The sequence below is a fragment of the Leisingera sp. ANG-M7 genome, from assembly GCF_000813965.1.
Taxonomy (GTDB): domain Bacteria; phylum Pseudomonadota; class Alphaproteobacteria; order Rhodobacterales; family Rhodobacteraceae; genus Leisingera.
The window spans coordinates 20086-33240 of the sequence record NZ_JWLI01000018.1; the positions used below are offsets into that span (position 1 = coordinate 20086).

Genomic DNA, 13155 nt, shown 5'->3' on the forward strand with positions numbered 1-13155 from the left:
CTCAGCGCCTTCCCTTATGCATTACGGATCGCCCAAAGCTCCATCTTGAGCCCCGGATACTGTCCCGACACATGCACCGCGATACCGCCCGAAGTGGTCATCTTGCGCCAATAGGGGCTGTCCGCATCCATCTCGAAATAGACCACACCTGAATGATAGGGGATCTGCCGCGGCGCCACCGGCAGGGGCCGCAGGGTGATCCCCGGCAGGGCCGAGTTCACCAGCTGGCGGATTTCCTCCACGGGGCCGATCTTGGCCTGGCCGGAGAAATGCTTGCGCACATCCTCGGCCGGAATGTCGGCGCTGACCGCCAGCACAAAACCCGCGTTGCCCAAAAGCTTGCGGTCGGCAATGACCCCCACCGAGATGCCGTATTTGCGCGCCTCCAGCTTGATCGGAATCGCGGTCTGCTCCAGCACCGAGCTCAGATACTGGCGCAGCACCCGGATCACCGGTGCGAAGCATTCGACCAGATTGTCGTGCGTATAGGGCGGAAATTCCGGCGCCTGTTTTTCCGTCGACATGAACACCGACAGCTCCCCCGCCATGCCCGCGCAGGTGGTGAACAGCCGTTCCGGGTGCAGGTTCTCGATGTTGCGCAAGTGGCGCACCTGCGGCAGCATCCGGTTGACCACGGCCAGAAGCATGAAATCCGACACATCCGCGACACCGCGGGCGCCGCCCGCCTCCGACAGGCGTCCCGCCAGCGCCTCCATCCGGTGCGCCAGAAGCCCTTCAAGCTCGCGCAGGAAACCGCTCAGCGCAGGTGCCGCCCGCACGTCCAGGCAGGACGGGATAAAGGCTTGGTCCAGCACAATCTCCTTGTCCGGCCGCACCTCGATGATACGCGCGACCGGCACCGCCAGCAGGTCGGCCAGATCATCAACCTCCAGCGCAAACTGCAGGCGCATCTTGCCCACGTCCAGCTCCACCGGTTTGCGCTCGGTCGAGGTCACATCGGTCACTTCCACCTTGTCGGGACGCAGGCGGCTGGCCGAACGTTCGGCGCCGCTCAGATCCACCTCGGTCGCGCCCTGGCGGCGCTGCGGCACGGTCAGGTAGACAATGCAGTCCTTGACGGTGGTCGGCACTTCCATTGCCGGCGGATGCGGGTCTGCCATCGGCACCCGGAACACCGTGCCGTCATGGGTCAGCCCCTCGCAGGACTTGACCGCGAATTGGCCGATCTTCAGCGCCTCATGGTCGATCTCCAGCCCGTTCACACCCCAGGCATAGGGGCTGAGCCGCCGCGCCAGCCCGGCCACCAGCGCTTCGTTGTAACGGTCGGACTGCTGGAAATGGTGCGGCTGCAGAAACAGCCCCTCCGTCCAAAGTACCTTGCTGTCCCAGGACACCGGGATCTCCTCTTACTTGCGGGCACGCGCGCGGGGCGCGGTGCCGGTCATTCCTTCAGCCTGTCCAGCTGGTCCTTGTAGGCCCGCGCAAATTCGCGGCTGAACAGGTCGTGAAAATCATTCTCAGCCTGGTCGGAAATCTCCGCATAAAGCTGCTCGTAGACGTCCCAATACTGCGCTTTCTTGCCACGCAAGAGGCCGCTGAAGCCGCCCTTGGTCTCGATCTGGCTTTCCAGCGCCTTGGGGTCGAGCCGCTTCAGCACGCCTTTCAGCGCCGCCTCCATGCCGGTGACCATCGCCACCTCATGCGCCTTGATATCCCGCAGCGCCTCTTCGGCAGCAGTCTCAGGCGACAGGTAGCCCTTGGTTGCCGGCCGCACCATCGCCTCGATGGCTTGCTCCGGCGTGATCGAGAATTTCAGCGGGTTGTTCCCGCCGGCGGAAATCATCGTCTGCTCAATGCGGAACTCGGATTTGATTGAGGTCCGCGTCATCAGGATTTCCCGCAGCCCCGTCACCAGCGTCTTCATCACCCGGCCCATCCGCGCCATGGTGCTGGCGTGGTCTGCGGGATCAAGACTTGCTTCCGCACCAACGCCCTTGAGAAAGGCCTCGACCGCCTCTTGCGATGCTTCCGAGGACGCCGGCGCGGCTGGCGCGACGGTCTTTTCACCGCTGTCCTGCTGCGGCGGGATTTCCTGCGGCGGCGCAGGCGGGGCCTCATGCGGCGGGGCCGAAGGCGGCACCTCTGCTGGCGGCGGCGGCACTTCGCGCGGCGGCGGCACAGGCTGCGGATCCGGCTGAGGCGCGGGGACCTCAGGCTCACCGATGCCGGACAGGAAATCATCATCCCAATCGTCCGGGATCAGGCTGGACTGCGACGCAGGCGCAGCAAACCCGTCCGAGGCGGTCGGGTTATGGTTGGGCAGGCTCGCCCCCTCCCCTTCCCGCCCGTCGCTGGCCTTCTGGAAGAACGGATCTTCTTCTTCGCCCAACGGCGGCAGCAACTCGTCGATCGGGTCCACTGGATTGAACTGCGCAGGCCCCTTCGGCCCCTCGCCCAAGAGATCGTCCAGGAAATCACCGCCCGGCCCGGCATCCTCCAGCAATTGCAGCGGATCAGGTGCATTGGCAGCATTCCCGTGCGAGGCAGGCCCTTGTGCCGCAGGCGCTGCAATCATGTCGCCCACATCCGCCAGATCATCGCGGATTTCCACCACCAGCTCATAATTGCCGACACACAGAACATCGCCATTGTTCAGCGGTGTCGGGGTGCGGCCCAGCGGGATCTTCGAATAGTTCAGGAAGGTGCCGTTGGAGCTGAGGTCCACCACCACCACATTGCCATTGTGATCCTCGATCACACAATGGTTGCGCGACAGCATCTGGTCCGGATCCGGCAGCACCAGATCACAGCTCGCGCCGCGCCCCACGGTCAGGCTCGGCCCCCGCATCGGAACAGGGGCCGCATCGCCGGGCATCGCACCCGAGCTCTGGAATTTCAGTGTCACTCCCATGCCTGGGCTTATCCTCCCACCAGAACGGTGACTTCACCCTTGGCAACCATGCCGCCGCAGGCGGTGCTGTCGAGGATGCGCGCGGCCGGCAGGTTGTTGATCAGCACAGTTGCCGACCCCTTGATGATCGGGTGCGGCGATGGCGCCGCGGTGCACATGTCGCTCAGCCGCGCGGCCGGCAGCTTGGCCACCAGCACAGTGACCGCACAGGGCGGCAGAATCGGCGTCGGCACCGGCAGCACCGGCGGCGGCGGGGTGGAGGGCAGCATGCAGGCATGCAGATCCGTCACCCGGGCCTGTGGCATTCCCATCTGTTACAACCCTCCCATTCAGTCGTGCGCAGCCTGCATCGGGACTTCGATCACCTGCCCCTTGCCACCGCGCGCAATATCCAGCGCCCGCTCGATCAGAACGGCGCCGTGTTCTTCAAACTTATCAGACAATTGACCCAAGGCCACCATATTCATGGCAAAGGCAGCCGCCTCAGAGGCCCCTGCCGGGGCAGGATATTGATTCAATTCTCCGGGTCCCAGCGTTCCGGCCGCATAAAGCACCGCCAGCGCGCAATTCACCGTGTCATCATCCACATAAGCATGATCCAGGGTGATCCGCGCCTTGTCGCGGTTTTCCTCGCTGGGCTCGAAAACCCAGGCCTCTGACGCGGTCAGCGAGGCCGGGTCCTTGTCCGACCGCGGCCCGATGTAATCGCGCGCTGCCAGGCAAGCCCACCACACCCGCTCCCGCGGGGGCAGCAGCACGGCCAGCGTGCGCAGCAGATCAACCAGAGCGCCCTTGCGGTCCAGCTCTTCCAGCACAGCCCCTGCCTGCGCCGTAGGCGGCGCCTCCAGCGGGGTTTTCAGGATGACATTTGCCCGAGACAGCAGCTTCGCTACCGGGTCAGCGGGCATTTTCACCAGCTTTTCAAATCTTGCCGACATCTGCACCCGCCTAGTTGATCATCGTGAGGCCGCCCTTCAGGGTCAGCATGGCCTCGCCTTTGACGGTGGTCATCGGCGCTTTTGCCTCAACCATCCCGGTGCCTTCAATCTTGATCATCGGCCCCTTGATGGTGACGCCCGAGTTGTCGATCTTGACCGAGGACGCGCCTACGGTCAGCTTGATCTCCTGGCCCGCGCTCATCGCGATCTTGCCTGCCGTCACATCCACGGTCAGGTTGCCCAGCGACACGGTTTCCGAATGGTTTCCCTTGGCAATGGTTTCGGTCAGGTTGCCGGTATCCACGTCCAGGGTCATGTTGCCCTTTTCGATGGTCTCGGACTTATCACCCATCTTGACGGTCTCGGTGCGGTCGCCCTTGTTCACCGTCTCGGTGACATGCTGCTCAACCGTCATGACATAGCTTTTCTCATCCGCCGAGGTCACCTCCGGCGATGGCGCATCCAGGCCAACCGTCACCGTCGAGCGGTCTTTGACCAGCATCTGGTGATCCTTCTCGGCCTGCACCCGCATCAGTTCGCTGTCTTTCTTGTCGTCGAACATCAGCTCGTTATAGCCGCCCCCGCCCTTCGAGGAATTTGTCTTGATCCCCAGCTGTGTCTGATCGTCGGGGTAGGTATAGGGCGGCATGGTTTCGGCATTATAAAGCATGCCGGTGCAGATCGGCCGGTCCGGGTTGCCGTCCTCGAACTGGATCACAACTTCCTGCCCCATCCGCGGGATCGCCACCATGCCCCAGTTCTTGCCCGACCAGGGCGTCACCACCCGCACAAAGCAGGACGAAGTCTCGTTCTTCTTGCCCTCGCGGTCCCAGTGGAACTGGATCTTGATGCGGCCATGCTCGTCGGTCCAAATCTCCTCACCGCTCTTGCCGACCACAGTGGCGGTCTGCAGCCCCTGCACTTCCGGCCAGGGCGTCACCAGCGGCGCCCGGAACTGGTCCGACTTCAAAATCGCCGAGAACGTCGACGCGTAAACGTCGTGCTCCATCTCCTCCGGCACATCCATGTTTTTAGGCTTCAGATCCCGCCGCATGGCGCCCTTGGTGGCAACCTGTTTGGTCTTCTGGCTTTCGCGCTCGCCGTAATCCCAAGCCACCTTGATGTGGTGCTCGGCATTGATGACCAGGTATTCCTTGTTATTCTCGGAGACCGGGTGCTTCTTCATTTTGAAGGTGTTGCCAGTGACCAGCGTCGCAACACTTGAGGCCCCGCGCCAAGTGATGTGCTTGATCGCTTCCGCTTCCATCTGCACACGGGCAAGCTTGGTCCCCAGGCCGGAGTTCTTCCGGTAGTGGCCCTGGTAATCGTAGACCTCGTAGTCCTTGTAGGAATGCTTGCCCTTCTGAATGGATGACGTCGCCTTCAGATCCGCCGATGGCGTCAGAAAATCAAAGTCATTCAGCGTGACCTTGCCGCGTGTGATGCGCTCATCCTTGGTCCATTCCGAGATATGCTCCTCGCGCCGCCGGTCGCTGTCGTCGCGTGCGTGGAACTCGACATCGGAACCGCCATTGATCAAGGGATGGGCGCCGACACCATCGCACAGTACCAGCTTTTCGACAGCGGTATCGCCAGCTACGCTGTCGAAGTAAAAGTAGATCCCTTCTTCCTCCATCAGCCGGCACAGGAACGCATAATCGCTCTCGCGGTACTGCAGGCAATATTCCCGCTTTTCATAAGACTCGCTCAGCTTGTCAGAAAAATCGCTGAAACCGTATTCCCCGAACAGCTGCTTGATGATCTCCACCGTGGTCTTGTCCTGGAACACCCGCAAATCGGCGGTCCGTGTCAGCATCCAGAACCACGGGCGCACCTCGGCCACATACATCTCATAGCCGTTGCGGAATCCCAGGTACTCGACAGAGACGCACATGCCGTTGAACTGATGCTCCGTCTGCTGGCGCATCACATGCACGTTCATCTGCTTGCCGACCAGATCCTCCAGCTTGGGCTGCTTCTTGGTGGCGGCAAATTCGATCGTGGTCTCGGTGAGTTTGCTCAACCCCTCGCGCACAATGGCCCGGCTCATCATCAGGCCGTCGGTGGAATATGTCCCCGACATCCAGGCGAGGTCGTTCTCATGGCCCTTGCTTACAACCATGTCTCCTCCTTTCCGCGACGGGAACGGGGCCGGTAATCGCCGGCAGTGTTCTCAAACATTCGCATCACAAATCATCCAAAAGCGCGGCGAGGTCCGCATCCATTTCGTCATCATCCCCATCGTCGCCGTCATCGTCATCCCCAAACGATGACAGCAAGTCATCCAGATCCCCGAGGCCATCGTCATCCCCGTCATCGCCTCCGAAATCAAGATCATCCAGGCCGAGATCGTCCTCATCGTCTCCGCCCAAATCCAAATCAAGATCCAGCTCTTCGTCTTCATCGCCACCCCCGGCAGGCGGCTTGGGCTTCGGCAGCCCGCGCGGGTCCGGCGGCGAGGGCTCAGGCGCCGGCAATCCGGTCCAGGGCCCCAGGATCTCAGCACCCTTCAGGGAGTTGAAAGAGGTCAGCCGCACCTCATCCCGCCCCTTGACCGCACTCACCGCCATAAACCCGCGTTCCTGTGCCAGCGCGATCTTGTCCAGATCAATATTGCGCTCAGTGCAGGGCAACGCCACCTGGTCGCCGAATTTGTCGTTCACATAATGATAGGGCATCCCGCCCAGAGACATAATTTTCCCCAGCTGCAACGATGGCCCGTTTTCCTTGAAGGAGCGCCCGAGCAAAATCGCAACCAGCACCACCGGATTGGCCCAGAGCAAGCCCTTCAGGCCTTCCGTTTCGGTAAACTCCTCGAAATCAAACTCATAGCAGGGATCGGTTTTTTCACCATAGGGCCGGCGCAGCAGGAACCGCGGGCTGGCCAGCCCCAGATGGCCGGCCTCCGCCATGCCCTGAAGCGTGTTCCAAGAATCAGCCACCAGCTTGGGCCGCTCTGCTTTGGGCGTTTTCAGAAACTCCGGTGAAATCGACGCAAAGAACGGCGCATCCACATGTGCCGCGACTCTTGCGATCCGGCCCAGCAGCTCTGCATGCGGCGGGGTTTCCTCGAACTGATACATCCCGATCAGCGCCGAATAGCCGCCGCGCCCGTTTTCCTCGTCCAGCGGCTCCTCTGTCAGCAGCCGCACGAGGCCGGTCTTGGACAGGTCGTCTTCGGCCGCCAGATCCGCCGCCAGCTCCTCTGCCGAGATGTCATAGAGCATCACATCCAGCGTATCGTCTGCCTCAATGGAGCGCGCCATCAGGTCCAACGAGCGCCACTGCGCCTCGACCGACTGGAACTCCGGGTGATGCAGCACCAGCCGCATTGCATCCGACAGCGCTTCATCCACCGCCTTCTGCATCTCGGCCACCTGCGGGTCCGGCAGTGCCCGGATATGCGGGCCAACAACGCGCGCCAGCAGTTCCTCCACCGGCGAGGCCTCGCGCAGCGTGTTGCCGGTATCGCCAATCAGTTGCTGAAAGGCGCTCAGCCGCTTGTCCGCCGGCACCGAGTTCCCGGCAGATGTCCGCTTGGGCGCCCGCGCCTTGGTGCCGAATTTCTCAGCCCAGGCTTTCAGCGTCTTGGCTGCATGATCCGCCGTCGCGCCGCTTTGCAATTGCTTGCGCAGGCCCACCAGCTCGGAAAACAGTTCCACGTTTTCATACAACTCATCCGGGTGCAGCCCGTCCAGGTCCTCCAGCTTGACCGCAATGCCCGCACCGTCCTTGCCAATCGGCAGCACCAGTTCGGTGGCAAAACCTTCGATCACATCTTCGACCGTATCCGGGTCCAGAAGGATTGCCTTGCGCGCCGCCAGCGCATCACCGGTCTCAACCTGCCCCTTGGCCGCCCGCCCGGAAAAGTCCCCCAGAACAGCCATCCGGAACCGCTTGCGCTCCAGCCTCGAGGCCGCGGGCCGTTCGGCACTCATGGTGCCATAGGCAAACTCCGGCTCGTCCGAGGCCTCTGCCGCCGCCGCTGCCGGTTCATCGCCGCCTGCGTCCAGATCCCCCAGAAGCGCATCCAGATCGTCGCCGCCCGCCTCGGCGGAGTCCTCGTCATCACCGCCAAGCCCGCCCAGCAGATCATCCAGGTCCATATCCCCGCCGTCACCGCCAATCAGGCTGTCGAGATCCGCATCCGCGTCCCCCAGCCCGCCCAGCAGCGCGTCGAGATCATCTTCGGCGCTGTCCGCGTCCTCTGCCTCTTCGGCCTCCGCTTCCTCGCCAAGCCCCGCCAGCAAACCGTCCAGATCGCCGTTCTCTTCCTCATCGCTGCCAAGATCGCCCAGCAGGTCATCCAGATCGGCATTCCCGCCAGCCTCATCCAGGCCGCCAAGCAGCGCGTCCAGATCATCCTCCGCGTTTGCGGAATCCTCTTCGCCAGCAAAAAGTGCATCCAGATCAGAACTGTCTGTGTCTTCCGCTTCCGTATCCAGACCGCCCAGAAGATCATCCAACCCGTCTTCGCCGTCAGCAGCCTCAGTTGCGGTCTCTTCCTCCGCACCGCCCATGAGCGCATCAAGATCGTCCGCGGCATCATCCTCGCCGCCCAGGTCTCCCAACAGGCTGTCCAGATCGCTGTCTCCCGCGGAGTCTTCCGCCAGCAAGGTCTCCAAACCGGCCCCGCCGCCTTCAGCATCCTCGTCAATGCCGGCGTCCGCGAGGCCCGCCAGCACATCATCAGCGCCATCCTCCGCGGCCTCTTCCGGTTCATCACTGCCAAGATCCGCAAGCAGATCATCCAGACCGCCGTCGTCTGCTTCAGCGTCTTCAGGAGCCTCCAGCGTATCCAGCGCCGCGCTCAGATCCTCTTCGCCGGCGTCGTCCTCCGGTTCCTCAAGACCGCTCAGGATGTCATCCAGATCAGTGCCGGCACCGGTGTCTTCCTCAGGCGCGTCCTCTGCCAGCCCGGCCAGAATATCCCCGGCATCATCCGCCTCTCCGGCTTCTTCGGGCGCATCAAGGCTGTCCAGAACGGCGCCTAGGTCGCCGTCTTCCGCGTCATCCTCTTCAGGCGCAGCGTCAAGCAGTCCGTCCAGAATATCGTCGGAGCCGTCATCTTCCGCATCTTCAATCTCAACGGCGGCGAGGCTTTCCAGCGCATCTTCCGCATCGCTGGCGGTTTCGTCCTCCCCGGGCGCCTCCTGCAGCAGCCCGTCAAGCACGTCGTCCAGTCCGGCGTCCTCCTCATCATCGGACACAACCGCGTCCGCCAGGCTCTCCAGGGCAGCAGCCGCTTCTTCGCCGCTGTCTTCCTCTGCCAGATCCGTATCTGCAAGCCCGGTCAGAACATCGGAAGTATCGTCATCTTCGTCTTCGGCAACATCCACCGCAGCCAGGCTTTCCAAAGCCGCACCAGACTCATCCTCCTCCTCAGCCGCGTCCGGTTCCAGATCTGCCAGCCCCTCCAGAATGTCCGAATGGTCCTCATCTTCAGTCTCAGCCACCTCTGCGGCTGCAAGGCTGTCCAACGCGGCGCCCGCAGCATCATCGGCCTCATCCTCTACTTCGATCGCGGCCAGGTCATCCAAAACCGAGGCATGGTCCTCTTCCTCGTCAGCGTCCGGCACATCCGCAGCCGCAAGGCTCTCCAAGGCCGCGCCGGCAGTGTCGTCTTCCGCGGCATCGCCGGTTTCCAAAGCGGCCAGGCTTTCGAGCGCATCCTCCGCCGCGGTGTCTTCATCCTCTTCCACCGCGGCATCTGCCAGCGCATCCAGAACGCCGGAATGATCTTCTTCGCCATCCTCCGCAATTTCGACAGAGGCGAGGCTCTCCAGCGCATCATCAGCAGCCGTATCGGCTTCCTCCGGCACTTCCAGATCCGCCAGCGCATCCAGCACACCAGCGTGATCCTCTTCTTCCGCGTCAGTCACTTCAACGGACGCCAGGCTTTCCAGCGCCGCTCCCGCGGTATCTTCTTCGGCCGCCTCCTCCACGTCCTGCGCCGCCAGCCCGGCCAGCACATCGCCGGAGGTGTCCTCCTCCTCTTCGGGGAGGTCGGCCTGCGCCAGCCCTTCGAGGACAGAACCCGTCTGATCATCTTCTTCAGCATCCGGAATTTCCGCCGCAGCCAGCGAGGCCAGCGCTTCTCCGGCCTCATCGCCCTGGTCTTCTTCTTCGGGTGCGGCAGCGCTCAGTCCCGCCAGCACATCAGCGGACCCATCATCCGTTTCAGCCTGCTCAGGCGCAGCAGCCCGCAAGTCATCCAGAACGCTGCCGGAGCCATCCTCTGCTTCAGCTTCTTGCGGGGCCTGTGCGGAAAGCCCGGCCAGCACCTCACCGGACGTATCTTCCTCTTCTTCCGGAAGGTCAGCCTGGGCCAGCCCCTCCAGCACCGCCGCAGAGGTGTCCTCCTCAGCGGTCTCGGGAACCTCAGCCGCCACCAGCGACGCCAGGGCATCTGCGGCTTCATCCGGCTGGTCTGTGTCCTCAGGCGCCGCCGCGCTCAAACCGGCCAGCACGTCCGCTGACGTGTCTTCTGTCTCCGCAGCTTCCGGCGCGGCGTCGCGCAGCGCATCCAGAACCCCGCCGGAGGTATCCTCAGGCCCGGCATCTTCCGGCGCCTTCACGGCGAGGCCGGCCAGCACGTCACCCGTGGTGTCCGCCTCTTCCTCCGGCAGTTCCAGATTGCGCAGGCTGTCCAGCGCCGCGGCACTGTCCGCATCCGCTGCCGGTGCCGATACTGCCGCCAGCAGCGACGGGTCGTTCAGGATCGTCTCGATCAGCGCCTCGGCGCCGGTCTTGCCGTCCATATACGCCATCAGGTTCTGCAGCTGGGTACGCGCCTCCAAAAGCGGGCGCAGCGCATCCACTTTGGCGGCAATCGCGCCGGGCGCGAAATCCGCCATGCTCTCAAACGTCAGATCCACCGCCAGGTTGCCCTCGCCGGTCAGCGTGTTGGGCACGGTGAAGGCGGCGCGCGGCGCCAGGCCCTTCATCCGCTCGTCAAAATTGTCGACGTCAATTTCCAGGAACTTGCGGTCCGCAACCGCGGGCTGCTCAACCGTGGACTTGCCAATCAGATCGCTCATCACCCCCATGACAAAGGGCAGCTGCACCTTCTTCTCGGCGCCATAAAGCTCCACGTCATATTCAATCTGCACCCTGGGCGCCCGGTTCCGGGCGATGAACTTCTGCGAACTGTCAGCCATTGCCCTGCCCCTTCAGCTCGGCAATCTCCGCCCGCAGCGCCTTGATCTCGTCATGCAGCTCCATCACATGCGCATCCACCACGTCGGTCTCCGACTTCACCAGATCACGCAGCTTCTCGAACTCCGCCTCGGCATCGGCCTCCACCGCCGACTGCATGGTGTTGACCAGCAGGCCGATGAACAGGTTCAGCACCGAAAACGCGGTGATCACGATGAACGGCACAAAGAACGACCATGCAAACGGGAATTCCTCCATCACCGGGCGCACGATCCCCATCGACCAGCTTTCCAGCGTCATGATCTGGAACAGCGAATAGAGCGACCGGCCGAGCGTGCCGAACCATTCGTCAAAGGCGGCGCCATACATCATCGTCGCCATCACGCCAAAGACGTAGAACACGATGGAGATCATCACAATCACCGCGCCCATGCCGGGCAAGGCATCCAGAAGCGCCTGCACAACAGCCCGCATCTGCGGAATGACCGACAGCAGGCGCAGTGCCCGCACCACCCGCAGGCCGCGAAGCGCCGACAGGCCCTGGCTGTCCGGGAACAGCCCGAAGGAGACGACAACCAGGTCGAAGATGTTCCAGGCAGAGGAGAAGAACCGGAAGCCATAGGCAAACAGCTTCAGCGCCAGCTCCAGCACAAAGATCGCCAGAACAGCGGTGTCGATCACATCCAGCAGCCCGCCCGCATGCGCCCGCACCGCCGCCGAGGTGCCAAGGCCCAGCGTGATCGCATTGAAGATGATGATGCCCAGAATGGCATTGGTCACCGACCTGCGTTCAACAAATTCGCGGGCCTTGTCCCGAAGCGTCTCTGCGGATTGCGCGCTGCTGTCCAATGTGTGTCTCCACCGGTCTTTCAGTTATCCGGACGCAGTCTGCGCCCAGCTGTCTTGTTTGGTCTCAGGCCGCGTCAAACACGGTTCCGTCCAGCACCTTGCTGGTGATCTTGTCATAGGCATAGCCGCCAACCGCGCCGCCCACACCCAGGGCCAGATCCTTGGCGCCGGTGGCGATCGAGTTGCCGTCGATCGGCGACAGCGCCAGGGCTGCGAACTTCAGCCCTTCGCGGAACACCTTCAACGCCTTCGGATCCTTGATCGTCAGTGCCTTCACCCGCTTCATCAGGTCCTTGATGTTGTTGGCCCAGCCGCGGGCGTCCGCATACATGATCTGGATCTTGTCGATGGCTTTCTGAACTTCAGCGTAGTTGCCCGCCAGGGCCGTATCCAGCGCCTTGCTGATCATCACCAGCTGAGTCTTTTTGTCCTTCACCGGGTGCTTCTTCAGCTTCTTGCCAACCTCCGCCAGAAATTCCTTCTTGAGCTTTTCCTGCTCCTTCAGGATCTTGTTCAGCGTCTTCGACAGGTCATGCATCTTGACGACCATCTGGGCATATTTCGCCTTCAGCGTATCGGCCGCATCCTCCACCGTCTTGACCGACGGCTGTGAGATGCCCAGGAACTCCTGGAACACCGCTGCCGAAACCTCATTCGCGGCATTCAGCGCCGGGTTGGAGGCTGCCTTTTCCACCACCACCAGGTTTTTCACCAGAATGGTCTTGGACTGGTTGATGTCGATCGCCAGCTTGCCGATGTCCTTGGCCAGCGACACGCCGGACTTGATCAGCCCGATGATACCAAAGGCCGCGCCGGCGCCACCGGAAAACGGCGAGGTCGCCATCGCCGCGATGCTCACCGCCAGCCCGGCCAGAGTGCCGGCAATCGACACGCCTACCTTGATCTTGAACTTGGACCATTCCTTTTTCTTCTTCTGAAGGTTCGTCCAGGCCTTCTGCGCGGCCAGTTCCGCCGCCTTCTCGCCGACCTTGATGTCGTTCTTGATGGCGTCGTTCAGCCCCTTCAGCTGCTTCTCCATCGCCTTCTTGTCGGCGCCTTTGTTGGCCATCTCGACAAAGGCCTTGTCGAACACCTTGCACTTCTTCTCGATGGTATCGCGGGTCTGTTCAAAGACCTCGCTGGCACCGGCATGGAATTCCTGCTGCAGAAGCGGGTCTTTCTCGACCCCCTTCTCCATTTTCTTGTCCAGTTCGACCACAACTTTGAAGGACAATTGGGGCGGCTTGACCATCTCCAGCCCCGAAGCGCCGACTTCGACGTTCTTCATGTCCATGACAACATGTTTAACCATAGGAACTCCTTCCCTACTTGTTACCG

The 13155-nt window shown here is 62.4% G+C and carries 8 protein-coding genes and 1 pseudogene; all 9 read right to left on the bottom strand.

What is annotated here, in order from left to right; translation table 11 throughout:
• Positions 1-14: 14 nt before the first annotated feature.
• On the bottom strand, positions 15-1355 hold the full coding sequence (tssK, locus tag RA26_RS19030) for a type VI secretion system baseplate subunit TssK (protein WP_039186470.1): 1341 nt from the start codon (positions 1353-1355) through the stop codon (positions 15-17).
• A 47-nt stretch (positions 1356-1402) separates the two neighbouring features.
• Positions 1403-2872, bottom strand: a complete 1470-nt coding sequence (tagH, locus tag RA26_RS19035; protein ID WP_039186472.1) for a type VI secretion system-associated FHA domain protein TagH — start codon at positions 2870-2872, stop codon at positions 1403-1405.
• An 8-nt stretch (positions 2873-2880) separates the two neighbouring features.
• A complete protein-coding gene (locus RA26_RS19040; RefSeq protein ID WP_039186474.1) occupies positions 2881-3183 on the bottom strand; it encodes a PAAR domain-containing protein in 303 nt (100 codons plus the stop codon).
• An 18-nt stretch (positions 3184-3201) separates the two neighbouring features.
• On the bottom strand, positions 3202-3810 hold the full coding sequence (locus RA26_RS19045; RefSeq protein ID WP_039186476.1) for a DUF6931 family protein: 609 nt from the start codon (positions 3808-3810) through the stop codon (positions 3202-3204).
• A 10-nt stretch (positions 3811-3820) separates the two neighbouring features.
• Complete coding sequence (locus RA26_RS19050) at positions 3821-5932, bottom strand: type VI secretion system Vgr family protein (RefSeq protein WP_039186479.1); 2112 nt, start codon at positions 5930-5932, stop codon at positions 3821-3823.
• A gap of 64 nt (positions 5933-5996) precedes the next feature.
• A complete protein-coding gene (locus RA26_RS23250; RefSeq protein WP_342586119.1) occupies positions 5997-8330 on the bottom strand; it encodes a type VI secretion system contractile sheath domain-containing protein in 2334 nt (777 codons plus the stop codon).
• Positions 8331-10472: 2142 nt separating this feature from the next.
• Positions 10473-10970, bottom strand: a pseudogene (tssB, locus tag RA26_RS23255) (type VI secretion system contractile sheath small subunit); the annotation flags it as partial.
• Positions 10963-11817, bottom strand: coding sequence for an ion transporter (locus tag RA26_RS19060; RefSeq protein WP_039186482.1), 855 nt, complete (start codon positions 11815-11817; stop codon positions 10963-10965). The pseudogene tssB and the gene RA26_RS19060, both read right to left, overlap by 8 nt.
• A gap of 64 nt (positions 11818-11881) precedes the next feature.
• Positions 11882-13129, bottom strand: coding sequence for a hypothetical protein (locus tag RA26_RS19065; protein ID WP_241482692.1), 1248 nt, complete (start codon positions 13127-13129; stop codon positions 11882-11884).
• Positions 13130-13155: the final 26 nt, after the last annotated feature.